Raw genomic sequence first — 26,651 nt, forward strand, 5'->3', positions numbered from 1 at the left:
TGTAGTGGTCAACTAAATCCGGACACACAGTTAAGCCGATTTTCGGCCTCTGCTGGCGGTATCCCATCATTGTGTTGATGCGGGCGCCGCCAGTTGTAGTAATCCATCAGGTAGTAGCTGATATCCCGCTTGGCTTCCCGCAGGCTCATGTACCCCGTGGTCGGAAGCCATTCCGTCTTGAGGCTCCTGAACAGCCGCTCCATCGGCGCGTTATCCCAGCAGTTGCCACGCCGACTCATGCTCTGGGTCATGCGATAGCGCCACAGCCGTTGCCGAAATACCCGGCTGCCGTATTGGCTGCCCTGGTCGGAGTGAAACAGCACGCCAGACGGGCAGCCCCGTTGCTGATACGCCATGTCGAGCGCTTTCACGGCCAACTCAGCATCAGGCCTGCCGGACATCGCCCAGCCCACGACCCGTCGGGTGTGGAGGTCGAGCACCGCGGCCAGGTAATGCCAGCGGCCACCTGCCCATACGTAAGTGATGTCGCCGCACCACACCTGATTGGGTTGCTGGACATCAAATTCACGCGCCAGAAGATTGGGAATATCCGGTCGTTCAGACCGCGCGACCTGATAACGATGAGCTCCCGGTTGTTTGGAGACCAGCCCGGCCTCCTTCATCAGGCGACGCACCTTGAACCGACCAATCTGATGCCCCAGTGCCCGCATCATTGACATCAAGGCCCGGCTGCCAGCTGAGCCTCTACTCTCTTTGAACAAACACCGTAACTCACTTCTCTGCTGCACCCGTTCACGGTTAATTGTGCGCCTGCGAGCCAGATAGTCGTAAAAACAGGCGGTTGGTATACCGAAAGCGCAACAGACCAGGGTGGTGGGGGCTTGCTCCCTTAATCGGTCTATCAGCGCGTACGTTCGAGTTCGTCCGCCATCAAGAGAGCAGTAGCCTTTTTTAGAATGGCCTTTTCGCGTTCAAGCCGGTTGATGCGGGCTTCCAACTCCTGAATTTTTTGCTGCTCAGGGGTCAGCGCCCGGTTAGCAGGTGTAGCGCCACTTCGTTCTGATTGAAGTTGCTGAACCCATCGACGCAGCACGGTTTCGCCGACATCCAGTGAACGGCTGGCTTCGGGGACTGAATAGCCTTGGTCGAGCACCAGGGATGCGGCTTCCAGCTTGAACTCGGCAGTAAATGAGCGACGTAATCTTGTCATTGAACACCTCAAATAATGGTGGCGACTGTACCACCTAAAACGGTGTCCGGGATGATTAGACCACTACAGGGCAAGACAAACTGGGATATGGCCCCGTTTGTCCACTCGGATGGCGCGGCCTGTCCAGTCCACCAGCATCAGGTAATCCGCAAAGGTATATGGCAGGCTATCGGGTCGCGCTTCGTGCGCGAATGGCAACAGCAACGGCGGCAATGGGGCGGCGGACTGCTCGCCATCGAGACGCTGCTTGAGGCTGGTGTAATCGCTCTGTTCAGGCCGGTCGGACAATCCCGCTCGTATAGGATTGAGATCAACATAGGCCATGCAGGCCAGCAGGGCTGATTCGGTGAGCAAGGCCTGGCTCTTGAAGCGCCCTTCCCAGAAATGGCCCTTGCAACCATCTTCCCGATTGGCCTGCCGAGCCAGGGTTTCATTGAGCAGCCGCACAAACCAGCTGATGGAATGCAGGCGCTCCCGCCACTGTCCTATCAGTTGTTGCACCACAGCGAGTTCAGGCTCAATCAGGGACTCCCCCTGATACCAGCGTCGCACCAGCAGCGGCCACTGGAACAGCGCCTCCCAACGCTCGGCCACCTCTCGCTCGCTCCAATTGGCAGCGGTATCCGGCTCAACCTTGAGCACCAGATGATAGTGATTGCTCATCACTGCATAGGCACACACACCGATGGCAAACAGTCGCGACAATTGGCCCAACTTGTCCACTACCCACTGACGCCGATGCTCGTAACTTTGGCCGGAGTGGGCATCTTCCCCGCACAGAAACGCCCGCCGCACACAGCGACTGACCACATGATAGTAAGGCGTATCCTGCAAACTGATTTGACGTGAACGGGCAATGGTCATGGCTCACCCCCTGGGCAGTGACACCTCAAGCCAAGTACAGGGCTACGCCGCTGTCAAAAAGGTGGGTGTCCCAGATTTTCGCCCCCTGGGCTGTGACACCTCAAGCCAAGTACAGGACTACGCCGCTGTCAAAAAGGTGGGTGTCCCAGATTTCACCCCCAGATTGCACAATTTGCTGATCAAGTTCAAAAAACGATGTGATTCCGATGGTTACATCATTTTAAGGCTCGCTTGGGTAGTTTCGTTTGTCTTACAGTGGCTATCTGGAACCTGTTGAACTGCGATGGGTCACTGCCCTCGATGGTCAATGGAGCATATTGGAAGCTGTAATCCATGCGCGGTAGCGTGGGATTTGGTGACGTTACGCCCCATACAGAAAGGTGGGTGTCCCAGATTTTGCGATGGGCCACTGCCCTCGCTGGTCAATGGAGCATATTGGAAGCTGTAATCCATGGGCGGTAGCGTGGGATTTGGTGGCGTTACGCCCCATACAAAAAGGTGGGTGTCCCAGATTCCTCCTGACCATTAAGTCAATTTGATGCTCACATCGACAGTTTCGTTTGGCTTACTATGGCCATTCAGAACCTGTTGAGCTGCGATGGGTTGCTGCAAGCGCAGGTCAAGGGAGCATATTGGAAGCTGTAATCCACGGGCGGTAGCGTATTTATCATTTGATGATGTTGTATGACACATCACCATGTATCAAATTAATATATTCATAGTATATTTTACATGAAAAATATTTGATATTCATTGATAACAGGATTTTTTAATGACAGAAGAAAATAACACTGAAGATTTAAACAATGAGTTTTTCCATTTTCCCATACGTACTGACGCAGTTCTTCTTCATTTAAGGCAAGACATGCGTGATGACTGGTTTATCGACTCATTAAATTACGAGGACCTACTTTCTAGAAAACAACCTCTACTGGATAAAATAGAAGTAAAAATAGATGAAGGGAATGGTTCATATACTCCAAGCGACCGATTCATATATGATGTACCTAAAAGCAACTTAGGACTACGTTACTCATTAGAAACTGATTTCTACGATCGCTTTTTATATCAAGCCATTTGTAGTTTTTTACTACCATACTATGATCCTCTAATATCCAACCGTGTTTTCAGTCACCGCTACAACGCAAATCGCTCCAAGGAAAAATATATTTTCAAGAATAGAATTGAACTCTGGAATACTTTTGAGGGTATAACAAAACTAGGCATTACTGATGATAATTTTTTGTTGGTCACTGATTTGCTTAACTACTTTGAACATATTTCTATTAAAAATATAGAACATGCATTTATAAACTTATTACCAAAAGTAAAGGCGCCAGGAAAGATCAAGACTAAAATCAGAAGTGCCATTTATACATTGTGTCGACTATTACATAAATGGTGCTTCAATGACCTCCATGGTTTACCACAAAACAGGGATGCATCTTCATTTATAGCAAACATTGTATTAACTTCTGTTGATCAAGCAATGATTGACCGTAAATATGATTACTTTCGATACGTAGATGATATAAGAATAATTTGTAAAAATAGATTTCGCGCAAAAAAGGCACTGAATGATTTAATTTTTGAATTAAGAAAGATTGGAATGAATATAAATTCAAAGAAAACAAACATTTATAGCAAAGATTCTAGCGAGAAGGATATAGACGATTTATTTCCCGGTTCTGATGAGCAAAGTATTACAATAGATAACATGTGGAAATCAAAAAGTAAGGGGGTCATTATAAGATCCATTCCCGAACTAACTAGCATGCTCAAGGAGCTTGTGATAAATCATGAAACACAGAGCAGGCGCTTTAGATTCTGCATCAATAGAATAAAAACATTAGTTACTGCAGAACTATTCAAAACCAACTCTCTTATATCAAATGACATTATCAAAACATTAATAGAGGCGCTATATGACCAACCTGCATCATCTGACCAGTTTTGTAGACTTTTGCTCGACCTAGATCTTCAAGATGAACATTTATCACAAATAGAAAACTTTATTACAGATGAAGAATACTGCATTTACGATTGGCAAAACTATCACATATGGATGATGCTATCATATAAAAAACTACATCGACCAAAACTAATTGAAAGGGCCAAATACTTATGTCTAGAAACCCCAACCAGACCCGAGGTGGCTTTCTGCCTTATTTACCTCGCTACTCATGATGAATTTCCTTTCCTTGAGTCACTTCATGACAAAATAGAATCTAATTGGCCATTTCAAATTCAAAGACATTATTTAATAGCCATAAAAAGCCGCCCTATTAATAAATCTCCCATCCTTGTGAATAAAATATCTCCAATGGTAAAGGGAACAATCAATGGCATTAATTCTAAAAAATATTTGAGAGATGAATTCATTTATATAAAAAATGATTCATTATCATTCTCAGAAATTTACAATGAGCTTAGCCCATATGACTAAAGAATATTGTGTCTTCTTATATTTAAAAGACTTTAAACTTAATGGTGATGATCGCTATTTTTTATTACTAGACAATTTTTTTCATGAGGTAAACGCGAAGGAATTACTAGATTTAGATTGCCATCTGATCACGCATGACTATTACACAATAACAGACAGCATTTATAAATGCGTCGGTCAACTACCGAGATCAGTCATAGATATCACTCACTTCAAACGCTATCTTTTACAGCAAAAAGTAACTAATGAAAATAAAGAATACTTTAAGACAAAAGAGATAATGAAAGATGAATATGATGATATCAATGATCTGAAATCGTATTTTGAGATTTACTATAGGAAAGAAAGTTTCACTTCCGAAGTTTATATGCTTTTTTCTCATAAACTTTCAAGTGCATTTGAAAAACTGCTAATAGAGGCCGAGGGACTTGATGAAATAAATAGATATTTTGACATTGAAATACCAACTTACAACATTATTTACAACCATCTATCACGAGGCATAGAAATAGATTGCGAGATATTAAAAGCACATAAAAACGAGATAAATGAGCGATACTTTAAAGAACTTAAATTTTTCGCTGAAACCTTTGATTTCATGTATGAAATACCATCCGAAGCTGAACTTTCAGAGTATTTATCATTAAGAGGTTATAATATTGAAAACGAGTCATTAGATTATATTTTAAACTTTATTCCAATGCCTGATAACTTTGGTAAAATAGTTGGGCAACTACAGAAGACAAATGCAACAAGAAATACCTTACTTGGTATTCCTCATTCAAAGAAATCTATAACCCCATATGTAGATTTAAACGGCTCAATAACATCTAGAATATATATAAAATCACCAAGCCTTCAAAATATATCAAAAAGATACAGAAATATATTGATTCCATCTCAAGGAAAAGAACTCAGCTATATTGACTACGATCAATTCGAAATTGGTATTATGGCACATTATAGTCAAGATGAAAATCTAATATCTATGTATTCTGGTCATGATATATATTCCGAGTTTTCATCTCAAGCGTTTGGAACGCCGGATAAAAGGAAAATTGCGAAAATGATTTTCCTTTCATTTATATATGGAATGACTCTAGATAACTTATTAAGGGCTGTTACAGAAAACAATGGTAATAAAGAGCAAGCGAAGATATTTTTCGCTAATTTTTCAAGGCTGGAGGAATGGAGGGAAGAAATTGCAACAATTTTTCATAAAAATGGAAAAATTCCAACTCAGCTAGGTAACTATTTGAAGAGAGAGAATACGGGCCCATTAACATCCAGTGAAAAGCGATCTTGTGTGAGTCAAGTCATACAAGGTACGGGCTCCTTGATTTTTAAAAAGGCTATTATAAATATTTCCCAAAATATAAATATTAAAATCATTCTTCCTATGCATGATGCATTACTAGTTCAGCATCCAAAAGATTTTGATACAAATGAACTAATTAAAATATTTGTCGATGCAATGAGTGAAATTCTCGGCGAAAGTAAAATAACACCAAAAGCATCACTAAGTAACTTTTACGAAAGTTAAATTTTATTTAAAACAAGTATTTTAATTTATAAAAAAGGCGACCATCCGGTCGCCTTTTTATTTCTATCACTTTCCAATCAGAAAATATCACCGCGCCGGTCGCTTGGTACCATTGCCTTTTGCCGCGGGCTTGCCTCCCTGAGTGGCAGGTTTGGCGCCCGGCTTGGCAGAGCCGGCACGGGTCGGCGCCTTGCCCTTGTGGGCGGGTTTGCCGGCCGGTTTGCTCTTACCAGCACTCTGGCCTGCGCCCTGACCTGTACCTTGCGAACTGGGCTTGCCGTTGCCCGCCCCTTTCTGGAGCTGGGAGCCTACTGGCTTGCCATTGCCCGCCTTGCCGCCATGTTTGCTGGCTGCAGAGGCATTGGCTGCACCGGCCTCGCTGCGGGCGGCCTTGTTGCCCGCCCCGTTGCTGCGCTGATGGGTGATGGCGCTGTGGCGGGTCAACGCGGGCTTGAGGCCCTTGCTGCGGCTGCGCTCGGCTTTGGCTTCGCCGCGACCTTCCGGCGGCACCAGGCAGTCGGGGCCGTTGCCGATGAGGTGACCCTTGCCCATCTCCAGCAGGGCTTCGCGGATCATCGGCCAGCCGGCCGGATCGTGATAGCGCAGCAGCGCCTTGTGCAGGCGACGGCGACGCTCCCCTTTCACCACGAACACGTCCCCGCCCTGGCGGCTCACCTTGTTGAGCGGGTTTTTCTCGGTGTAATACATGGTGGTGGCGTTGGCGAGCGGCGACGGGTAGAAGTTCTGCACCTGATCGAGCTTGAAGCGGTTTGCTTTAATCCAGAGCGCCATGTTCACCATGTCTTCATCCGTGGTGCCTGGATGGGCGGAGATGAAATAGGGGATCAGGTACTGCTGCTTGCCCGCCTCTTTGGAGTACTTGTCGAACAGCTCCTTGAAGCTGTAGTAGCTGCCCATACCCGGCTTCATCATCTTGGAGAGCGGGCCCTCTTCGGTGTGCTCCGGCGCTATCTTGAGGTAGCCGCCGACGTGGTACTTGGCCAGCTCCTTGATGTAGCGCGGATCTTCCACCGCGATGTCGTAGCGCACGCCGGAGGCGATCAGGATCTTCTTGATGCCCTTGAGGTCGCGTGCCTTGCGATAGAGGTTGATGGTCGGGCTGTGGTCGGTGTCCATGTGCGGGCAGATGGTCGGCCAGACGCAGGAGGCGCGGCGGCAGGTCTGCTCGGCCTTGGGGCTCTTGCAACGCAGCTTGTACATGTTGGCGGTGGGGCCGCCCAGATCCGAGATGACGCCGGTAAAGCCCGGCACCTTGTCGCGGATCTCTTCGATTTCTTTCAAGATCGACTCTTCCGAGCGGCTCTGGATGATGCGCCCTTCGTGCTCGGTGATGGAGCAGAAGGAGCAGCCACCGAAGCAGCCGCGCATGATGTTGACCGAGGTCTTGATCATGTCGTAGGCCTGGATCTTCTCGTTGCCATAGGCCGGGTGCGGCACCCGCTGGTACGGCAGGCCGAACACCCCGTCCATCTCGTCGGTTTCGAGGGGGAAGGCAGGCGGGTTGACCCAAATGATGCGATCGCCGTGGGCCTGCGAGAGCGCGCGGGCGCAGCCCGGGTTGGTCTCGTGGTGCAGGATGCGCGACGCATGGGCGTAGAGCACCTTGTCCTCCTTCACCCGCTCGAACGCCGGCAGCTTGACGTAAGTCTTCTCCCACGGTTTTTGCTTAGGGGGCTGCACCAGGATGGGCTTGGCTTCCTGCTCCACCGGCGCGGTACCCTCGTCATCGCTGCATGGCGCCCCTTCCATATAGGGGTTGGGGATGGGATCGATGCGGCCAATCTGGTCGAGCTTGCTCGAATCCACCCCGCGCCAGCCCGGCAGCGGCTCCTTGCGGATGACGGCGGTGCCGCGAATGTCCTGCATGGTGTCGATGGTCTCGCCGCCTGCGATGCGGTGAGCCACCTCCACCAGGGGGCGCTCGGCGTTGCCGTAGATGAGGATGTCGGCCTTGGCGTCGATGAGGATGGAGCGACGGATGGTCTCGGACCAGTAGTCGTAGTGGGCGATGCGGCGCAGGGATGCCTCTATGCCGCCGATGACCACCGGCACCTCTTTATAGGCCTCTTTGCAGCGCTGGGTGTAGACCAGGGTGGCGCGATCCGGCCGCTTGCCGCCCACATCCCCCGGGGTGTAGGCGTCATCGTGGCGCAGCTTCTTGTCGGCGGTGTAGCGGTTGATCATGGAGTCCATGTTGCCCGCCGTCACCCCGTAGAAGAGGTTGGGCTTGCCCAGACGCATGAAGTCATCTTTCGATGACCAGTCTGGCTGGGCGATGATGCCGACCCGAAAACCCTGGGATTCGAGCATGCGGCCGATCACCGCCATGCCGAAGCTCGGGTGATCCACGTAGGCGTCGCCTGTCACCAGCACGATGTCGCAGCTGTCCCAGCCGAGCTTGTCCATCTCCGCGCGGGACATGGGCAGGAAGGGCGCCGTGCCGTAGCACTCGGCCCAGTAACGGGGATAGGAGAAGAGGTTGGTAACCGGCTGCATTTTGACCACCTGGAACAATTCGGGTCGCGCATTATACCGGCAGAGCAAGGCGGGGGCGACGGCTTTTTGCCCCTACAGAACGCGAGGGGAAGGGGCGCCTTCGAGCGGGCGCGACAGGTCGGCGTGACAGACTCCGATCTCATCAGCAAGCAGGGCGCCCATTGGCGCCCTGCTTGCTGTCATCCGGGTCGGCACGCTAGGCCGCCGGTTTGTCACGCCCCTCGGGGGCCACAGCCCCCGGCACCGTGGAGGGACTGGCCGGGGTTGCCGTGGCCAGTACCTCGTCCACCAGTCGGTCCCGCGCCCCCGTCATCCCGGCGCGTCTGGCGATCAGGTGATAGATGGCGGGCACCACCAGCAGGGTCACCAGGGTCGCCAAGGACAAGCCGAAGAAGACCACGGTTCCCACGGCCATCCGGCTCTCGTACCCCGCCCCCATGGAGAGCATCAGGGGCACGGCGCCGATGATGGCGGTGAGCGAGGTCATCAAGATGGGGCGCAAGCGGCGCACCGACCCCTTGATGATCGCCTCCTCGAACCCTTCACCCCGCTGGCGCAGCTGGTTGATGAACTCGACGATGAGGATGCCGTTCTTGGTCACCATGCCGATGAGCATGATCATGCCTATCTGGCTGTAGATGCTGAGCTCCTGCCCCGTGAGCCAGAGGCCGAGCAGGCCGCCGAAGATGCCGAGCGGCACCGTCATCATCACCACCGCCGGGGTCAGCAGGCTCTCGAACTGGGCCACCAGCACCAGATAGACCACCAGCAGGGCCAGGCCGAACACCAGTGCCATCTCCCCCTGGTTGTCGCGATAGTCCTTGGACTCGCCGGCATAATCCACCGACATGCCGGTGGGCAGGTGATCTGCGGCCCAGCCATCCAGGAAGTCAAGCGCCTCCCCCAGGGTGTGACCGGGGGCCACGTCCGCGGTGAGGGTGACCGCCTTCTGGCGCTGGTAGTGGTTGAGGCGCTGGGGGCTGGCCACCTGGGTGACGGTCGCCAGGGTGGAGAGGCTCACCATCTCGCCGCTCGCGGCCTTCAAATAGATGCGGCTGATGTCGGAGATGCCGTTGAACTGGGTCTGGTTGGCGCGCAGGTAGACATCATACTCTTCGCCCCTGTCCACATAGGTGGTCTGGCTGACGCCGCCGAGCAGGGCCTGCAGGGAGCTTGCGATGGTGGAGACCGGAATGCCGAGCTGGGTGGCTCGCTCCCGCTCTATGGTCACCTGCAGCTCCGGGGTCTTCTCGGCATAGTCGAGATCCGGGCTCTGCATCAGCCCGCTTTGGGCCGCCGCCTCCTTGAGCGCCAGCCCCTGCTGGTTGAGCTCACCGTAATCGGAGCCTTGCAGCACGAACTGCACCGCCGCGGTGGAGCCGCCTCTGAACCCCGGCTGGAAGGTGCGGATCATCACGTCGGGGATGCCGGCGAGGCGACCGCTCAGGGAGCGGCCAAACTCGGTGGCCGTTTCGTCCCGCACCGCCCAGTCGCTGAGCTGAATGATGGCCATGCCGGTCTGATCGCCGCCGCGCCCGAAGGCCGGGGTGCTAAAGCTCATGGCCTGCACCACCCCCTTGCCGAGCAGCGGCAGGATGGCGGCCTCCACCTGCTGCATGTTGCGCTTCATCCGCTCGATGCTGGTGCCCTCCGCCCCTTTCACGAACACATAGAGCACGCCCCTGTCCTCGGTCGGGGTGAGGCTCGCGGGCAGCTTGCCAAAGAGGGCGCCAATGCCGCCAAGGCAGAGCAGCAACACCAGGGGCATCCAGACGGCGCGGCGCAGCACGGACCCCAGCACGCGGCGATAACGCTCCTCCACCCAGCCAAGTCCCTTGTCCAGGGTGGCGGTCAGGGCGTTGGGCTTGTCCACGGCACGCATCAGCCAGGAGCCCATGGCCGGGGTCAGGGTGAGCGCCACCAGGGAGGAGAAGAGCACGGCCAGGGAGAGCAGGATGGCGAACTCGGTGAAGAGGCGCCCCACCATGCCGTCCATGAAGGCGATGGGAACGAACACCATCACCAGCACGGCGGTGGTGGCGATGACGGCAAAGCCCACCTCCCGGGTGCCGTGCCAGGCCGCCATCAAGGGGGACTCGCCCCGTTGCAGGTGATGGTGGATGTTCTCCACCACCACGATGGCGTCATCCACCACCAGGCCGATGGCGAGGATGAGGGCCAGCAAGGTGATGAGGTTGATGGAAAAGCCCAGATACCAGGCACCGATGAAGGCCGAAATCAGGGAGACGGGCACCGTGATGGCCGGAATGAGGGTGGTGCGCCCCTGCCCGAGGAAGAGATAGAGCACGGCCACCACCAGCAGGGCGCAGATGGCGAGTGTCTCATACACCTCGTCGATGGCCTGCTTGATGAAGATGGTGGAGTCGTAGTCGACCTCAAGGGTGGCCCCCTCCGGCAGGAAGCGCTGCATCTCCACGAGCTTCTTCTCGATGCCCTGGGCCACCGCCAGGGGATTGGCGGTGGACTGGGCGACGATGCCAATCCCCAGGCTCTCGCGGCCGTTGCGCTGATAGGCGCTGTCTTCGTTCTTGGCCCCCACCTCCACATCCGCAATGTCCGCCAGATAGATGCTCTGACCATTGGTGGCGGTTTTCACCGGCAGGGTGCGAAAATCTTCCGCACTGTGATAGAGCCGTGCAATCTGCACCGCCATGGCCATGGTGTTGTTGCGGATCTCGCCGCCCGGCAGCTCGATGTTCTCCCGCTTGAGGGCATCCTGCACGTCGGCCACCGTGATGCCGCGGGCCGCCATGTCGGCGGGGCGCAGCCGCACGTACATCACCTGGGTCAGGTCCCCGGAGAGGGAGACCTCGCTTACCCCGTCCACCAGGCTCAAGGGGTCCACCAGCATGCGATTGGCGTAATCCGTCATGGCGGTACGGTCCATCTGGGTGCTGCTGAAATTGAGCCAGATGGCCACATCCCCGTTGCCGTTGTCCTTGGTCACCATGGGCTCGTCCGCCCCGTCTGGCAGCTTGGGTCTGGCCCGGGAGATGGCATCACGCACGTCGGAGGTGCCCTCCAGCATGTTCCAGCCGAGCTTGAACTCCACCGTGATGGAGGAGCGCCCCTTGCGGGTCACCGAGTTGATGTTCTTGATGCCGCTGATGCCGGAGAGCTGATCCTCGATGGGCTTGGTGACCTGGCTCTCCATCACCTCAGGGGCCGCCCCCTCATAGGTGGTGGTGATGGAGACGGACGGGGTCTGCACATCCGGCATCTCCCGCACGGTGAGTTTGCTGAAGGCCACCAGGCCGAACACGGTGAGCAGGGCGCTGATGACCACCGCCACCAGGGGACGGCGTACTGAGATATCGGAGAGCCACATCAGCCTTTCACCTCGCCCAGATCACGTACCTGGGCGCCGTCGCGCAGATTGACCAGCCCCTCCACCGCGATGCGATCGCCGACGTTCAACCCCTTGAGCACCCAGACGGCCTCGCCATGGGTGTCGCCAAGCTCCACCGGCACCCGCTTCACCCGTCCGTCCGCCTCCAGGCGATAGACGAAGCGCTGCTCGCCGGCATACTCCACCGACTGGGCGGGGATCAGGGTCATCTTCTGGGGTGGCAGAGAGAGATCCACGTTCATCAGCATGCCGGGACGCAGCTGGCCACCGGTGTTGGGCAGGATGACGCGGGCCTTGATGTTCTGGGTGTCGCTGGAGATCCGGCTGTCGAGGGTCTCCAGCACGCCGGAAAAGGATTGATCCGGCCAGGCCGAGCTGGTTGCCGTCACCGCCATGCCGGGGCGCAGCAGGGAGAGGTAGCGCTCGGGCACCGCCAGATCGAGCCGCAGTTTTGCCAGCTCGTCCAGATGCAAGAGCACGTCGCCGCTGTTGACCAGGGCTCCTTCGCTGAGATCGATGAGGCTGACGGTGCCGTCGAAGGGGGCCGCCAGGGTGCGCAGGGAGAGCTCGTAACGGGCCGCATCGACCCGGGCCTGGGCCTGGGCAACAGTCGCCTCTTGCCCCTCCAGCTCCGAGGTGGTGACGGCGCCTCGCGCCACCAGCTTGCGCATGTCCCGCAGCTTGCGAGCCTCGTCGCGCACGCTGGCGCTCTGCTCGGCCAGCTCCGCCTGCTGCTTGCCCGCATCCAGGGCGATCAGGGTCTGCCCCTGTTTGACCTGCTGGCCGGAACTCACCGCGATGGTGGCAATGCGGCCGGTCACCTCGGGACTGATGGCCACGGAGCGATTGGCCGCAAGCTTGCTCACCAGCTTGATGGAGGGCTCGGCCAGACTCTGCCTGACGGTTTCGGCCCTGATGTTGATCTCTCTTGGTGCAGGCTTGCTGGCGGGTTCAGCCTGCCGCAGATGCCAGGCGCCCGCCGCCAGCAATAGTAGAAGAGGGAAAAGCCACAGCCACACGCGCGTTTTCATCACAAGATCCATGCAGTCAAAGAGAGAGGAAGAAGAGATAGCTTCATCAAGGATGGCACCATGTTACCCCCTGACTATGCCGTGACTATGTATAAATGTGACAAAACGTAACAGTCCGGTGAGAAGATCATCAAAAACGCATCTTGTCGGCACGCGCGTCAGGGTTCTGCCTTACACTGATGCCGACTCTCGCCATCTTCCGGTACGCCCATGTCCATTCCCTCCCCCGCCTTTGCCAGATACCGATTGCAGTGGCTGCTGCTGGGCCTCGGCCTGCTGCTGTTGCTGCTCGCCCTGCAACATGCGTTTCGCCAGGTTACCGAGATCAACAAGCGTGACACCATCAACGCCGCGACCCAGCTCAGCAGCCAGCACCAGCGGATGGAGACCTTCCTTGAGGCCATGCGCGGCCAGGCGGAGGAGCGCCTGCGCAGCAATCCCCAGTCCGTGCTCTCTCGCCAGCTCTATCAGGCGCTGCAATCCGACGGGGAGCACGGCATCAACCTGGATCGCATCCCCGTCGATCTGCCCCCCGCCCTCATCGGCAACCTGACCGGGCAGGGCCCGCTGCCCCACGACGGCAGCGAGCGGCAAGCCAGAATACATCTCGCCCTCAGCCTCTCCCCCTTGCTCGCCACCGCCAGCAAGCTGCTGGACAGGGACGTGGCCTGGATCTACTTCACCGGTACGGACAATTTCATCTACCTCTATCCCTGGGTGCCATCCAGCCAGTTTCGCTTCGATCCCGTGATTTACAGCAAGGCCTACTGGCAGGAGGCGATGGCCAGGTATCCCCACCTGGAGCACGCCATGCTCTCGCGCCCCTACCAGGATTTTGCCGGACGAGGGCAGATGATCACCCTCTCCCAGCCCATTACCCAGGGAGGCCAGATCATTGGCCTGCTCAGCATCGACATCCAGACCGTCACGCTGGCGCAGACCCTGCACCGCCTCGCCCCCCGGATTGGTACCCTGTTCCTGCTCAACGCCCATCAGCAGATCCTCGCCAGCAGCCAGTCCGGAACCGCGCCGCCCCCGGTCAGGACGGCGCAGTCAGCGGAATATGAGTGGCAACAGGGCGCCTTGCAGCTCGTCTATCCCATCCCGGAGACACCGCTCTCCCTCATCCATCGCATCCCGCTGCTGCCTCTGCTGCAGACGCTGTTGTGGCAATCGGCAACGGCGCTCATCACCATTCTCTGTCTGGTGGTGGCGACCGTCTCCAGCCTGCGTGCCCAGCGCCTCAACCGGCGTCTCAACTACCTGTCGCGCCACGATGCCCTGACCGGCGCCTTCAACCGCCACTACTTCGATGCCTTCGAACACCGCCAGGCTCTGGCAGGCCGCCAACGTATCGGCGCCATCATGTTTGACTGCGATCACTTCAAACAGATCAACGACCGTTTCGGCCACGGGGTGGGCGATCAGGTCCTCATCCGTCTGGTGCAGCTCTGCCAGTCCCTGCTGACACGGGAGTGCCACCTGATCCGCTGGGGTGGCGAGGAGTTCCTGCTGCTCGTCGCCGATGAAGCGATCCCTCTGGCCCCCTTGGCCGAGCGGCTTCGCCTGTGCATAGCAGAGCATCCCTGGAGCGCCATCGCGGCCGAGCTGAAGGTGACCGTCAGCCTGGGCCACTGTCGTCAATCACCAGCCATCTCCTTGCAGGAGGTGATCCGCCGCGCCGATATCGCCCTCTATCAGGCCAAGGCCAACGGCCGCAATCGCAGCGAAGCGTGGCGGGATGACGGACAGGAGAAGCCGGAGTAAGCTGGACTCCCACTTCATGTCAGGAGACGCAACTGTGTCACGAAAACCCCGTCTGGGATTGGCCCTGGGCAGCGGTGCGGCCCGAGGATGGGCCCACATCGGCATCATCCGTGCCCTGGAGCGACTGGGCGTCAAGCCGGATCTGGTGGCTGGCTGCTCCATCGGCAGCTTTGTCGGCGCCGCCTATGCCGCTGGTGAACTGGACAAGCTGGAGAGCTGGGTGCGCGGCTTCAGCCGCCTGCAGGTCATGGGGCTGCTCGATCCTGCCCTCTCCGGCGGCCTGTTTCGCGGTGACAAGGTATTTGGCATCGCCGCCGGCCATCTGGGGGATCCCGCCATCGAAAGCCTGCCGCTGCCCTTTGCCTGCGTCGCCACCGAACTCGATACCGGCCGCGAGATCTGGTTGCAGGAAGGGCCGCTTCGCCAGTGTGTGCGCGCCTCTTGCGGCATGCCCGGCCTGCTCACCCCGACCCGGGTGGAGGATCGCTGGCTGGTAGACGGGGCCGTGGTCAACCCGGTCCCCATCTCCCTGGCCCGCGCCATGGGAGCCGAGGTGGTGATCGCCGTCAACCTCAACACCGACATGCACCAGCCCTGGACCGACGAACCGGACGAGCCCGTGCAGGGGGGGCTGCTCAGCCAGTGGTTGAACCGGGGCGAGCGCGAACCCAGTACCCCCGGCATGTGGGGGGTGATGACGGGCTCCATCAACATCATGCAGGAGCGCATCACCCGTGCCCGGATGGCCGGGGATCCCCCCGAGATCCAGCTCTGCCCGCGCCTTGGCAACCTCTCCATCATGGATTTCCACCGCGCGAGCGACGCCATCAACGAGGGGGAAGCCTGTGTCGAGCGCAACCTGGAGCAGCTCAGGGAGGAGCTGTCACGACTCTGCCTGATATGAAGGCATATCGGGGTAAAAGACAAAAAGAGCGCCAATAGGCGCTTTTTTGTTTCGGGCGACGCGGCTCAGAACAGCCCCAGCCCCTTGAGCATCACCACCAGGATCAGCAGCGGCGACACATAGCGGATGATGAAAAACAGGGGGCTGAGGATGGGCAGCGCCAGCTTGCCTCCATTGGTCAGCGCCGTCGTCATCCGCTCGAATCCCCATACCCAGCCCACAAAGAGGCAGAGGAAGATGCCGCCAAGGGGCATCAGCACGTTGGAAGAGACGAAGTCGAACAGATCGAAGAAGGTTTTCCCGCCAACCTGCACATCCGCCAGCGTGCTGCTCGAGAGCGCACAGGTCGAGCCGACCGCCCCCAGCACCAACAGGTTGATCAGGGTTGCCCTTGTGCGGCTCATGTGAAAGCGCTCGGAGAGCACCGAGACCGGCACCTCCAGGATGGAGAGCATGGCCCCGGTGGCTGCGATGGCGGAGAGCACGAAGAAGAGCACCATGAAGAGGTGTCCAAACGGGATGCTGGCAAAGACCGCGGGTATGGTGATGAACAGCAGGGAGGGGCCTGCGCTCGGCTCGAAGCCAAAGGCAAACACCGCCGGGAAGATGGCGATCCCCGCCAGCATGGAGACGAAGAGATCCGCGCACATCACCCGTACCGTGGTGAGAGGGATGTGCTGATCGTCCCGAAAGTAGCTGCCATAGGTCATCATGCAGCCCATCCCGATGGAGAGCTTGAAGAACGCCAGCCCCATGGCCGTCAGCACGACGCCTGCGGTCACCTTGGAGAAATCCGGCGAGAACAGGAAATGCAGTCCTTCGCTCGCTCCGGGCAGAGTCAGGCTGCGCACGCCTATCACCAGCAGCAGGATGAAGAGCAGTGGCATCAACCGCTTGGTGACCGCTTCGATCCCCCTGGAGACCCCCATCAGCAAGATCCCCCCCATCAGGGCCAGCACCAGCCACTGCCAGAGCAGACTCTGCAAGGGATCCGTGATGAGCGAATTGAAGGCAGCACCCGTGACGGCGGGATCGGTGGAGAGGATCTCGCCGCTGGCCGCCTTGAAGATGTAGGCAAACACCCAGGCCGCCACCTCGGAGTAGAACGACATGATGAGGAAGGCCGCGCTCACCCCCATGGCGGCTATCAGCCACCAGGGTTGCCCCTTCGGAGCCAGCTTGATGAGCCCGCTGACCGCATCCGTCCTGGCCTCGCGCCCCAGCATGATCTCTGAGATCATCACCGGCAATCCCACCAGCAGGGTGGCGATGACATAGACCAGCAGAAAACCGGCGCCACCGTTCTCACCGGTCAGATAGGGAAACTTCCAGATATTGCCGAGCCCGACGGCAGACCCCAGGGTCGCGGCCAGCACGCCAAAGGTGCTGGTAAACCCATCTCTGGCTTTGGTAATGGATTGGCTCATCGTTGTCTCGCTGTGTGGATCACCGCCTGAATTAAAAGGGTCGGAGTGTTCCGTGGATTAATCCATCCCGACAAGATGATTTAGTGAAAATCGCCGCTGGCCGCACACAACGCATTATTTAATTAAATAATTTTCCATTTTGACAAATAAAAAATGCCGCCTCGAGGGCGGCATTTTTATCAAGGTTGAACTGAATCAAGCCTTGGCAATATCGTCCGGACCGATCTGGCCGATTTCGGCGACTTTCTTGTCAGCCAGCAGCCAGAGGGTGAACTTGTGCAGATCGGGGTGGTGGGCCAGGGCAACCAGGAAGGCGCCTCCGACTTCACGGTAACCCAGTTCATAGTTCTTCAGGGTGGTTGGAGGGACGCCCAGCAGATCGGCAAACTTGGGGCGGCTCAGGCCTACCGCTTCGCGGATCTGACGGATCTTCTTGCCAACAGTTACGATATTTGAATTCATGTGTTCCATACTCCGTTCGGCGGATTGACTCCACCTTTATTTTTCGCGACGACTCGTAGTCAAGTGTATCAGTTTTGAACGGACTCGTTATGGTCGAGCCTCTATCTATAATCAGCGTCTTTCGACGACAACCCTTCACAAACCTCGGGGATGGTAATCGCTGCGTCGCCTCAGGTAAACAGTCTCGAAAAGAAACCTTTCTTGTTGCCCGGCCATCCCTCGTATAATTCGCCGGTTATTTCCAAGAGAGTCATCAACATGGCATTTCCCGGCATCATTTCCCGTCTTCATTCCGACCCGGACTCCCTCCCCCGTCAGCTCGCCCAGGGTCTGCAGACCCGGGCCGAAGCGTTCTGGTTGCCCATGGCCATGCAGGGGGACGCCGCCACCGTGCTGGCGGCCCTCCCGGACAGCTGCAGCCTCTATCTTGAAGGCCAGGCGACGCTTCCCCTGCGCAGCCACGACGGCGTCGTGGCAGAAAACGGCACCCTGGCACTGGGCAATGGTCATACGATGACGCTGGCCAGGGAGAAAGGCGATGGCGGCATCGTGCCGGAAGAAAGCCTCGCCGAGATGGCCCAATGGCTGGAAGCGGGTCATCGGCACTTCATCTGCTCCACCGCCGTCCAGCCCGTGGCGCGGGCCATCCTCAACATCTGGCCTCTCGATCCCTACCTCGCCCGTCACTTCTTGCTCAGTTTCACACCCTTGCTGTGCGAAGCAACTGAGGCGGACTATCTTGCTGTCCTCTCGGTCAGGGCGGGTGACGCCACCCCGCGGCACGCTTGGGCTGAGGCTTATATGAAGCTTGAGAAGAAACTGCATCGCGCCTACTTGGATCACTAATAAATCCCAAGAAACAGCCAGTTATCCCTACGACACAATTTGCCCCATCCCTTATCTGTGAGCTTGATCATGTTTTGAAATGGGCATAAAGTGCGCCACGTCATCGGAATGACGTCGGCTGTTCGTGGCGGAGTATGCATTGTCGACAGTGCAACCCGCACACTTGTGCACCCAGATACGTGCCTCCTGGATGGATCTAGGATCCCTGTTCGCACCAACGTCGTTGGTCGACAGAGCCAGCAGCTTACATAAATTACAAAGTGCGAAGCACGTGAACAACGTGCCATCTCAACGAGGATTATTTTATGATGAAAATGGCTCCTTCCCTGATCGCCATCGCTATGGCCACCATGGGTGCAACTGCAGCTCACGCCGCTGACGACATCTACTTCGGCGCCGGTGTTGGTGCAACTCACTTCAACGGTCTGAACAAGATCGAAGGCGTGAACGTTGGCGAAGAAGATGCGGCTGCTGCCAATGCCTTCGTTGGTTACAACTTCAACGAATACTTCGGTTCCGAGCTGGGCTACCAGTACACCGGCCGTGGCAACACCGACGGCAACCGTTACGAGAGCCAGGGTGCCACCCTGTCCGGTATCGCTCGTCTGCCGCTGGGCAACGATTTCTCCCTGTTCGGTGAAGCTGGCGCCTACTGGGGCCACACCGACGGTCTGGGTACCAGCGATACCAAAGTATCCCCGCTGGCCGGTGCCGGTGTGACCTACAAGGTCAACGACGCGCTGGATCTGCAAGCTCGCTACCGCTACATGTGGGACGTGGCTGACCTGCACGCCGACAACGTACGCTACAAGTCCAACCAGAGCGTTGCGACCCTGGAAGCCGTTTACCACCCGTTCCGTACTTCCTACGTAGCGCCTGCTCCGGCCCCGGTTGTTGAAGAAGCACCGGCCCCGGCTCCGCAAATCGTTGAGAAGAACTTCGCCCTGAACTCCGACGTGCTGTTCGCCTTTGGCAAAGACAGCCTGAAGGCCGAAGGTGTGCAAGCCCTGAACGCTCTGTACCAGCAAATCGTTGAGTTCCAGCCGAAAGACGGCAACGCCGTTGTTGTTGGTTACACCGACCGTATCGGTTCCGACGCTTACAACCAGAAGCTGTCTGAAGCTCGTGCCCGCACCGTTGCCAACTTCCTGGTCAGCAAGGGTATGGCTGCCAGCAAGGTTGCCATCGAAGGTCGCGGCGAAGCCAACCCGGTCACCGGCACCAAGTGTGACGGCGTCAAGGCCAAGGCTCAGCTGATCTCCTGCCTGGCTCCGGACCGTCGCGTAGAAGTTCGCGTATCCGGCGTACAAGAAGTTCAAAAGTAATCTGACTTCGCTCAGGTAACGTAAAAAACGTAAAAAGGGGATGCCACGGCATCCCCTTTTGCTGTCTCTCTCCTCCCCCCAGCGACACTCTCTGTCTCACCTTTTCTCCCCTTTGCTCCCGTATTGCGGCCCCGCGACACCGGTGTCAGCGCTGCATATCTGTGCAGAAACTTGATCACGCTGATTCAAAAGAATACAGTAGCAACGCTTGTAAGACATTGGATGAACTATTAAAAGTGCTCAGTGCCCGGTTAGTTGTCCATGGAGAAACAGCTTCATGAGAATCCAGGTTTCCATCCATTTTTTATTCAAGCCGTCCGTGATCCGCTCACGGTGTCGCACATGAAGTGTCATCTGCGACCGGTATAACAAAGAGTGCGCAGTACGCCCATAGCACGGCAACTCAACGAGGATAAAACGATGAAAATGAAAATGGCACCAACCCTGATTGCTCTGGCCATTGCAGCCATGGGAACCACCACCGCTCAGGCGGCCGACGACTGGTACACGGGTATGGGTGCAGGTTGGGCCTATGGCCACGACCTGGATACCTTCGGCCAGGATGCTGACAAGGACGCCACCGCGCTCTCCCTGTTCGGCGGTTACAACTTCACCGAGAACTTTGCCGCCGAGCTCGGCTATCTCTATGCCGGCAAGGCTGGCGTCGATGGCGTCGACTTCAAAACCCAGGGTGCCACCCTGTCCGGTATCGCACGCCTGCCCATGAATGACATCTTCTCCGTCTTCGCCGAAGGGGGTGCCTACTTCAACCACGTCAACGGCAACGGCCAGAGCGACAACGGCACCTCGCCGCTGGCGGGTCTGGGTCTGACTGCCAAGCTCTCCGACCTTATCGACCTGCAGGCCCGCTACCGCTACATGTGGGATCTGGGTGACGATCAGAAAACCTGGAAAACCGACATGAGCGTCGCCACCCTGGAACTGGTGATGCACCCGAACCGCACCACCTATGTGGCACCGGCCCCGGCACCGGCTCCCGAGCCGGTTCCCGAGCCCGTCATGGTCGACAAGAACTTCTCCCTGAGCTCGGACGTGCTGTTTGCCTTCGGCAAATCCACCCTGAAGCCGGAAGGGGCTGCTGCGCTCAACACCCTGTATCAGCAGATCGTCGACGTCCAGCCGAAAGATGGCAGCGCCGTGGTGGTGGGTTACACCGACCGCATCGGCTCCGATGCCTACAACCTGAAGCTGTCTGAAGCCCGTGCCCGCACCGTGGCCGACTTCCTGGTTGGCAAGGGTCTGCCGGCTGGCAAGGTATCCATCGAAGGTCGTGGTGAAGCCAACCCGGTCACCGGCACCCAGTGTGACGGCATCAAGGCCAAGGCTCAGCTGATCGCCTGCCTGGCACCGGATCGCCGCGTCGAAGTGCGCGTCACCGGCGTACAGGAAGTGCAGCAATAAGGGGACAACCACCTGTTGCAAAAAGGGGCCATTCAGGCCCCTTTTTTAATGCCCGGACGGCACCGCCAGCGCGGGCAGCCCACCAGCCTGTCTCACCGATTTTCCATACAGATGCGTCACTTAAATGGTTAATGCGCTCACATCGCCTATACATAATGTTGGCTATACATAGCAAAGGGCTGGGAGCCCTATAACACCCAACATCGACGAGGATACGCGATGAACATAAGACTGAAACCTGTGTGGATTGCATTGGCATTGGCGACGAGTGCCGCCCAGGCGGCACCTGTTCACGACTGGTATGTGGGGGCTGGGGGTGGCTGGGCCTTTGCCCATGACATCGATGATTTCAGCCAGGGTGTCGGCAAGGACGCGACCGCCATCAACGCCTTTGTCGGCTACAACTACAACGAGAACCTGGGGACCGAACTCGGTTACCTCTCCACCGGTGACTGGGATATCGCCGGCCAGGACTTCAACAGCAAGGGGGCCACCCTGTCGGTCATTGGCCGTTTGCCCTTGGGGGACATCTTCTCTGTCTTTGCCGAAGGGGGCGGTTATCTCTATCACGTCGACTCCGTCAACGGGGGAGATGACAACCTGGCTCCCCTGGCGGGTCTGGGACTGACCGCCAGACTGAGCGACTGGGTAGACATCCAGACCCGCTACCGCTACATGGTGCGAGTCGGGGACGATCCTGACAACGACAAGGTGGGCAGCGGCACCAAACGCTGGGTCAGCAACATCAGTACCGCCACCATCGAGCTGGTGCTTCACCCCAATCGCACCGTCGCCGCAGTGCCGGCGGCCGCGCCTCTGGTCGTGGCACCGCCGCCCCCGGCTCCCGAGCCGGTGGATCAGACCTTCAACCTGAGTTCTGATGTGCTGTTTGCCTTTGGCAAGGCGGAGCTCAAACCGGAGGGGATGCAGGCACTCGACGCCCTCTACCAGCAGATCGTCGACGTCAAACCCAAGGATGGCAGCGCCGTGGTGATGGGCTACACCGACCGCATCGGCTCGGATGCCAACAACCAGGCACTGTCGGAGGCCCGTGCAAGCACGGTCGCCAACTTCCTGATTGGCAAGGGGCTGCCCGCAGACAAGGTGAGCATCCAGGGCAATGGCGAGAGCAACCCGGTCACCGGCACCCAGTGTGATGCCATCAAGGCCAGGGCTGCCCTCATCGACTGCCTGGCCCCGGATCGCCGGGTCGAAATCCGGGTCACCGGCGTCAGCAATCCCGCCGAGCCCGCCCCCGCCGAGCAACCGGCACAATAACCTCCTCTTCCTTCACAGCCGTGCACAAAAAAGGGATGCCGAGGCATCCCTTCTGCATGTCTGTCCCCTTGGGATCAGAAGGAAGTACGACGATAGCGGCGGTACTCGGGGCGCCAGAAGTTCGCCTCGATGGCCTGATCGATCACATCATCGGGGGTCTGCACCGCCTTGCCCTGCAACATGGCGGTCTTGGCCACCATCTTGGCGATGTAGCGGGAGACCTGATGGATGTCCGCCAGATCCGGCAGCAAGGAGCCCTCTTCCCCCTTCACCAGGGGTGAACAATCCGCCAGGGCACGGCTGGCCGACATCAGCATGGCATCGGTCACCCGGTTGGCACCGGAGGCGATCACCCCAAGGCCGATCCCCGGGAAGATGAAGGAGTTGTTGCACTGGGCGATGACGTAGCGCTTGCCCTTGTACTCCACCGGTGCGAACGGGCTGCCGGTGGCGACCAGCACCTGGCCGTCGGTCCAGCGAATGAGATCCGCCGGGGTGGCTTCCACCCGGGAAGTGGGGTTGGAGAGCGGGAAGATGATGGGACGGGCACAGTGCTTGTGCATAGTCTTGACCACCTCTTCAGTAAACAGACCCGGCTGGCCGGAGACCCCGATCAGGATGTCCGGGCGACCGTGCTCCATCACCTCCAGCAGGGAGATGTTGTCCCCCACCGGCCACTCCTTGATCCGCTCGACCGGCTGGGAGAGCTTGCGCTGGAAGTCGAGCTGGTTGGGGATCTTGTCGGTGATGAGACCGAATCGGTCCACCATGAAGACCCGGCCCCGCGCCTCGGCGTCGGTCAGCCCTTCGGCCTTCATCTGCGCCACGATCTGCTCGGCGATGCCGCACCCGGCACTGCCCGCCCCGAGGAAGGCGACCCGCTTCTCGGAGAGCTTGGCACCGGAGGCCTTGCAGGCGGCGATGAGGCTGCCCAGGGTCACCGCGGCGGTCCCCTGAATGTCATCGTTGAAGCAGCACAGCTCATCCTTGTAGCGGTTGAGCAGCGGGGTGGCATTGCCCTGGGCGAAATCCTCGAACTGCAGCAGGATGTCCGGCCAGCGGCGCTTGACCGCCTGGATGAAGGCATCGACGAACTCGTCGTACTCTTCGCCGGAGATGCGCGGATGGCGCCACCCCATGTAGAAGGGGTCGTTCAGCAGCTGCTGGTTGTTGGTGCCCACATCCAGCACCACCGGCAGGCAGTAGGCCGGGGAGATGCCGCCACAGGCGGTGTAGAGGGAGAGCTTGCCGATGGGAATGCCCATGCCGCCGATGCCCTGATCCCCGAGGCCCAGGATGCGTTCGCCATCGGTGACCACGATCACCTTGACGTTCTGCTTGGTGGCGTTTTGCAGCATGTCATCGATCCTGTCCTTGTCCGGATAGGAGATAAAGAGGCCACGGGCGCGGCGATAGATGTTGGAGAACTCCTCGCACGCCTTGCCGACCGTCGGGGTGTAGATGACCGGCAGCATTTCGGTGAGGTGGTTGTTCAGCAGGCGGTAGAAGAGCGTTTCGTTGGTATCCTGGATGTTGCGCAAATAGATGTGCTTGTCCATGTCGTTGCCAAACGCCATGAACTGGCGATAGGCACGCTCTGCCTGCTCTTCGATGGTTTCGATGTTCTGGGGCAGCAGACCCTCCAGATTGAAGCTGCTGCGTTCTTCGCTGGTGAAGGCGCTGCCCTTGTTGAGCAACGGCGTCTCCAGCAGGGCTGGACCTGCGTAGGGAATGTAGAGGGGACGTTTCTGATTATTATCTTCAAACATGGATCTGTACCTTGACTGTGTGGCCCGTCGATCCTATGGGCTTGAGCCAACAATTTCAAAGGGTTTGCACCTCCCTTGCGAAAGGTTTGCGACCCAGTCGACGAAAGGCCCCCGGAGTCTGACCCGTCAGGCGGCGAAAACGGTTGGCAAAGTTGGCGCCGTCGCTGTATCCGACCCGGGCCGCCAGCTCGGCCAGCGGCCAGTTGGTGTAGAGCAGCAACTGGCGCGCCTTGTTCATGCGAAGTCCGGTGAGCCAGGCCATGGGGCCCATGCCGAACACCTGCTGGCAGAGCCGGTGCAGATGGGGCACCGAGCAGGCCATCTGGTCGGCCAGCAGGGCCACGCTCCAGGGCTCGTCCAGACGCGCCTCCACCCGCCGAAACAGCGCCTGTAGCCGCAACTCCGGCGTGCCGCGCACCTCCCCCTGCAGGGTCCGCTCCAAGAGCGCCAGCAGCAGGCTCAGCAGCTGGGGCTGGAGTGGCGAACGTATTCCCTCCCCCTGCATCAGGCTGAGCAGATGGTAGAGCTGCTCCCCCTCCTCCCCCTGCCAGATGCGATGGCCAAGCCGGTGCAGATGCTGCCAGCGCGGCACGTCGTCCAGCAGGATCCAGCTGGTATGCCAGGCTTCCCCCACCAGCCTGAGGCCCCCCGGCACGGCGGCCGGGAGAAAGACCAGGGCTCCCGCCGGGATGGGCTGCTCCCCGCCATCGGTGAGCAGGGCGCCCCCCTCGTCATGGCTCACCATCAGGATGTGAAACTCCGGTCGGTTGCGGCGGATAAGGTAGTGCTCCCGTATCGTCGAGAGGCCGGTCAGGAAGACGCCAGCCTCCCCAAGCAGGGGCAGCCCTTCGCGTCCCAGCATCCGCTCTTCGCAGGCCGGGGCGATTTCCAGACACTCGCTGATAAATGGCATAGCACCTCAACAGGATAGTTTTGCACAAGAAAGCCGAGAGAGGCTCACAGTGAAGCCTCCCGATATCACCCCTATCATACCCACGACAAACCCTGATTTTTACCAACCCGGTTAACATAAATGAATTATTGGCAAGCGATTTTAAAACAAACCACCGATCGCGAGTTCATGACGCGACTGTGGCGACTGGCCCTGCCGGTTTCGCTGCAATCCATGATGTTCTCCCTGCTCGGCCTCATCGACATCATGATGGTGAGCCAGCTCGGCACCACGGCTGTGGCGGCGGTCGGCTTGGGCAACCGGGTCTTCTTCTTCAATCTGCTGGTGATAGCGGGGCTCTCGGGCGGGGTCTCGGTGTTGGCGGCACAATATTTCGGCCGTGGCGAGATGGCCGGGGTGCGCCGCTCCCTGGCCCTGGCCCTGGTGGGCGCCCTGGCGGTGAGCCTGCCCTTTGCCCTCGTCTATGTGCTCTCACCGGGCAGCGTGCTCGGGTTTGCCAGCCAGGAGCCCGCGCTGCGCGAGCTGGCCGACGAGTTCCTGATGATCACCGGCGCCACCATCCTCTGCACCGCCGTGGTGGTGCCCCTGGAGTCGGCCCTGCGCTCGGTGGGCAATGCCGCGGCGCCGACCCGCATCGGCATCATCGCCATCATCGCCAACGTCATCCTCAACTATGCCCTCATCTTCGGCCATTTCGGCGCCGAGGCCATGGGTGTAGCCGGTTCCGCCTGGGGCACCACCCTTTCGCGCCTGCTGCAGACCGCGCTGCTGCTTGCCTATGTGTGGCGTGCCGAGCCCCGTCTCATCCCGCGTAAGCAAGACTGGCTCGCCGCCTTCAGGCGCAAGGAGGTGGTGCGCTTCACCCTGATCGCCCTGCCGCTGTTGCTGCACGACGGGCTCTGGGCCTTCGGCATGCTGCTCTACGGCTTCCTCTACGCGCACCTCGGCACCGACGCCCTGGCCATCATGACCACCCTCGGCACGCTGGAGAGCATCCTCATCTCCCTCTTCTTCGGGCTGGCGGTGGCCTGCTCCACCCTGCTCGGTCACCGGCTCGGGGCAGAGGAGTATGACGAGGCCTGGCAGCACTCCCAGCTCTTCCTGCTGCTGGCCCCCGTCGGCGCCCTGCTCGTGGGGACCGCCGTCTGGCTGATGCAGGGCAGCCTGCTGCAATGGGTCGGCAACCTGCCGGGCGAGCTGATGACTGAGGCCGGCCAGGTGCTCGCCATCATGTGTCTGGGCATGCTGCTCAAGGTGTTCAACATGGTGGGGATCGTCGGGGTACTGCGCTCGGGGGGGGACGTCAACTACAGCATCTTCATCGACATCGTCGGCATGTGGTGCATCGGCCTGCCGCTGGCCTGGGTGGCGGTCAGCCTGCTGGGCTGGCCCCTCTCCTGGGTGGTGGCGGTGGTCCTGCTGGAGGAGCTTTCCAAAGTGCTGCTGGTGCAGCGCCGCATTCGCCAGCGGCGCTGGCTGCGCAATCTGGTGCTGGGATAAGGGAAGAGCGCAAAGCGGGAAAATGCGGGGTCATATCAATGACAGAAAATCCCGCTTTGCAGTATGCTGGCCCCCTCTTCAATCAGAGGCGGGGTG

The 26,651-nt window shown here is 58.0% G+C and carries 18 protein-coding genes; 9 read left to right on the top strand and 9 right to left on the bottom strand.

All coding sequences use genetic code 11. The annotated features are described in order from the left end of the window. Positions 1 to 8: 8 nt before the first annotated feature. A protein-coding gene (locus AB5Y59_RS11905; protein WP_103243192.1) for an IS3 family transposase occupies positions 9 to 1,171 on the bottom strand; the annotation gives its coding sequence in 2 pieces (ribosomal slippage) (positions 9 to 916 and positions 916 to 1,171; 1,164 coding nt in all). A 63-nt stretch (positions 1,172 to 1,234) separates the two neighbouring features. Continuing rightward, entirely contained in the window at positions 1,235 to 2,035 is an 801-nt protein-coding gene (locus AB5Y59_RS11910; protein ID WP_368212028.1) for a transposase, read from the bottom strand. A gap of 772 nt (positions 2,036 to 2,807) precedes the next feature. Here AB5Y59_RS11910 and AB5Y59_RS11915 point away from each other — a divergent pair. Together AB5Y59_RS11915 and AB5Y59_RS11920 are read left to right on the top strand one after the other, a co-directional pair. Beyond that, positions 2,808 to 4,481 (top strand): RNA-directed DNA polymerase, encoded by a 1,674-nt coding sequence (locus AB5Y59_RS11915; RefSeq protein ID WP_346199446.1) that lies wholly within the window; start codon positions 2,808 to 2,810, stop codon positions 4,479 to 4,481. Then, entirely contained in the window at positions 4,474 to 6,024 is a 1,551-nt protein-coding gene (locus AB5Y59_RS11920; RefSeq protein WP_346199445.1) for a DNA polymerase, read from the top strand. Before AB5Y59_RS11915 ends, AB5Y59_RS11920 begins: the two co-directional genes overlap by 8 nt. An 87-nt stretch (positions 6,025 to 6,111) precedes the next feature. Here AB5Y59_RS11920 and AB5Y59_RS11925 read toward each other — a convergent pair whose 3' ends face one another. The 3 genes from AB5Y59_RS11925 to AB5Y59_RS11935 all read right to left on the bottom strand — a co-directional run bounded on the left by AB5Y59_RS11925 (position 6,112) and on the right by AB5Y59_RS11935 (position 12,942). Continuing rightward, entirely contained in the window at positions 6,112 to 8,541 is a 2,430-nt protein-coding gene (locus AB5Y59_RS11925; protein ID WP_368212030.1) for a YgiQ family radical SAM protein, read from the bottom strand. 196 nt (positions 8,542 to 8,737) lie between these two features. Further along, positions 8,738 to 11,890 carry an efflux RND transporter permease subunit gene (locus AB5Y59_RS11930; protein ID WP_124813477.1) on the bottom strand — a complete coding sequence of 1,051 codons (3,153 nt, stop codon included), beginning with the start codon at positions 11,888 to 11,890 and terminating at the stop codon, positions 8,738 to 8,740. Then, positions 11,890 to 12,942: an efflux RND transporter periplasmic adaptor subunit gene (locus AB5Y59_RS11935; protein WP_039039307.1), complete on the bottom strand. Its 1,053-nt coding sequence runs from the start codon at positions 12,940 to 12,942 to the stop codon at positions 11,890 to 11,892. The genes AB5Y59_RS11930 and AB5Y59_RS11935 overlap by 1 nt, the downstream gene beginning before the upstream one ends. Positions 12,943 to 13,152: 210 nt before the next feature. Between AB5Y59_RS11935 and AB5Y59_RS11940 the strand changes: the two genes are divergently transcribed. After that, complete coding sequence (locus AB5Y59_RS11940) at positions 13,153 to 14,709, top strand: sensor domain-containing diguanylate cyclase (RefSeq protein WP_041214728.1); 1,557 nt, start codon at positions 13,153 to 13,155, stop codon at positions 14,707 to 14,709. Positions 14,710 to 14,743: 34 nt separating this feature from the next. Next, a complete protein-coding gene (rssA, locus tag AB5Y59_RS11945; RefSeq protein WP_124813475.1) occupies positions 14,744 to 15,613 on the top strand; it encodes a patatin-like phospholipase RssA in 870 nt (289 codons plus the stop codon). A gap of 65 nt (positions 15,614 to 15,678) precedes the next feature. Here rssA and AB5Y59_RS11950 read toward each other — a convergent pair whose 3' ends face one another. Next, positions 15,679 to 17,040 carry a sodium-dependent transporter gene (locus AB5Y59_RS11950; RefSeq protein ID WP_102948779.1) on the bottom strand — a complete coding sequence of 454 codons (1,362 nt, stop codon included), beginning with the start codon at positions 17,038 to 17,040 and terminating at the stop codon, positions 15,679 to 15,681. A 195-nt stretch (positions 17,041 to 17,235) separates the two neighbouring features. Next, entirely contained in the window at positions 17,236 to 17,502 is a 267-nt protein-coding gene (locus AB5Y59_RS11955) for a DNA-binding transcriptional regulator (RefSeq protein WP_010673503.1), read from the bottom strand. Between the two features lie 258 nt (positions 17,503 to 17,760). Here AB5Y59_RS11955 and AB5Y59_RS11960 point away from each other — a divergent pair, with 258 nt between their 5' ends. The 4 genes from AB5Y59_RS11960 to AB5Y59_RS11975 all read left to right on the top strand — a co-directional run bounded on the left by AB5Y59_RS11960 (position 17,761) and on the right by AB5Y59_RS11975 (position 22,373). After that, positions 17,761 to 18,348, top strand: coding sequence for a hypothetical protein (locus AB5Y59_RS11960; protein WP_124812837.1), 588 nt, complete (start codon positions 17,761 to 17,763; stop codon positions 18,346 to 18,348). A 305-nt stretch (positions 18,349 to 18,653) separates the two neighbouring features. Continuing rightward, complete coding sequence (ompA, locus tag AB5Y59_RS11965) at positions 18,654 to 19,673, top strand: porin OmpA (RefSeq protein WP_010673501.1); 1,020 nt, start codon at positions 18,654 to 18,656, stop codon at positions 19,671 to 19,673. A gap of 420 nt (positions 19,674 to 20,093) precedes the next feature. After that, the gene (ompA, locus tag AB5Y59_RS11970; RefSeq protein ID WP_039039303.1) at positions 20,094 to 21,095 is read left to right on the top strand and encodes a porin OmpA; all 1,002 of its coding nucleotides are present in this window, start codon (positions 20,094 to 20,096) and stop codon (positions 21,093 to 21,095) included. A 219-nt stretch (positions 21,096 to 21,314) separates the two neighbouring features. Next, positions 21,315 to 22,373 carry an OmpA family protein gene (locus AB5Y59_RS11975; RefSeq protein WP_368212032.1) on the top strand — a complete coding sequence of 353 codons (1,059 nt, stop codon included), beginning with the start codon at positions 21,315 to 21,317 and terminating at the stop codon, positions 22,371 to 22,373. A 74-nt stretch (positions 22,374 to 22,447) separates the two neighbouring features. On the opposite strand, the gene AB5Y59_RS11980 is transcribed toward AB5Y59_RS11975, so the two are convergent. Both AB5Y59_RS11980 and AB5Y59_RS11985 read right to left on the bottom strand, forming a co-directional pair. After that, positions 22,448 to 24,142, bottom strand: coding sequence for an NAD-dependent malic enzyme (locus tag AB5Y59_RS11980; RefSeq protein WP_039039301.1), 1,695 nt, complete (start codon positions 24,140 to 24,142; stop codon positions 22,448 to 22,450). A 55-nt stretch (positions 24,143 to 24,197) separates the two neighbouring features. Then, positions 24,198 to 25,055 (bottom strand): AraC family transcriptional regulator, encoded by an 858-nt coding sequence (locus AB5Y59_RS11985; RefSeq protein WP_041213342.1) that lies wholly within the window; start codon positions 25,053 to 25,055, stop codon positions 24,198 to 24,200. Positions 25,056 to 25,175: 120 nt separating this feature from the next. On the opposite strand from AB5Y59_RS11985, the gene AB5Y59_RS11990 reads away from it, so the two are divergent. Then, complete coding sequence (locus tag AB5Y59_RS11990; protein WP_041213343.1) at positions 25,176 to 26,555, top strand: MATE family efflux transporter; 1,380 nt, start codon at positions 25,176 to 25,178, stop codon at positions 26,553 to 26,555. The last annotated feature ends 96 nt before the right edge of the window (positions 26,556 to 26,651 follow it).

It is taken from the genome of Aeromonas sp. s10 (assembly GCF_040907975.1).
In the GTDB taxonomy this organism is placed as follows: domain Bacteria; phylum Pseudomonadota; class Gammaproteobacteria; order Enterobacterales; family Aeromonadaceae; genus Aeromonas; species Aeromonas caviae.

Bases quoted from the DNA above. Each gene is read 5' to 3' on its own strand.
- AB5Y59_RS11910 (WP_368212028.1), bottom strand. From the start codon at position 2,035: ATGACCATTGCCCGTTCACGTCAAATCAGTTTGCAGGATACGCCTTAC.
- AB5Y59_RS11975 (WP_368212032.1), top strand. From the start codon at position 21,315: ATGAACATAAGACTGAAACCTGTGTGGATTGCATTGGCATTGGCGACG.
- AB5Y59_RS11980 (WP_039039301.1), bottom strand. From the start codon at position 24,142: ATGTTTGAAGATAATAATCAGAAACGTCCCCTCTACATTCCCTACGCA.
- AB5Y59_RS11930 (WP_124813477.1), bottom strand. From the start codon at position 11,890: ATGTGGCTCTCCGATATCTCAGTACGCCGTCCCCTGGTGGCGGTGGTC.
- AB5Y59_RS11985 (WP_041213342.1), bottom strand. From the start codon at position 25,055: ATGCCATTTATCAGCGAGTGTCTGGAAATCGCCCCGGCCTGCGAAGAG.
- AB5Y59_RS11935 (WP_039039307.1), bottom strand. From the start codon at position 12,942: ATGAAAACGCGCGTGTGGCTGTGGCTTTTCCCTCTTCTACTATTGCTG.
- AB5Y59_RS11950 (WP_102948779.1), bottom strand. From the start codon at position 17,040: ATGAGCCAATCCATTACCAAAGCCAGAGATGGGTTTACCAGCACCTTT.
- ompA (WP_039039303.1), top strand. From the start codon at position 20,094: ATGAAAATGAAAATGGCACCAACCCTGATTGCTCTGGCCATTGCAGCC.
- AB5Y59_RS11940 (WP_041214728.1), top strand. From the start codon at position 13,153: ATGTCCATTCCCTCCCCCGCCTTTGCCAGATACCGATTGCAGTGGCTG.
- AB5Y59_RS11960 (WP_124812837.1), top strand. From the start codon at position 17,761: ATGGCATTTCCCGGCATCATTTCCCGTCTTCATTCCGACCCGGACTCC.
- AB5Y59_RS11925 (WP_368212030.1), bottom strand. From the start codon at position 8,541: ATGCAGCCGGTTACCAACCTCTTCTCCTATCCCCGTTACTGGGCCGAG.
- ompA (WP_010673501.1), top strand. From the start codon at position 18,654: ATGATGAAAATGGCTCCTTCCCTGATCGCCATCGCTATGGCCACCATG.
- AB5Y59_RS11955 (WP_010673503.1), bottom strand. From the start codon at position 17,502: ATGAATTCAAATATCGTAACTGTTGGCAAGAAGATCCGTCAGATCCGC.
- AB5Y59_RS11990 (WP_041213343.1), top strand. From the start codon at position 25,176: ATGAATTATTGGCAAGCGATTTTAAAACAAACCACCGATCGCGAGTTC.
- AB5Y59_RS11915 (WP_346199446.1), top strand. From the start codon at position 2,808: ATGACAGAAGAAAATAACACTGAAGATTTAAACAATGAGTTTTTCCAT.
- AB5Y59_RS11920 (WP_346199445.1), top strand. From the start codon at position 4,474: ATGACTAAAGAATATTGTGTCTTCTTATATTTAAAAGACTTTAAACTT.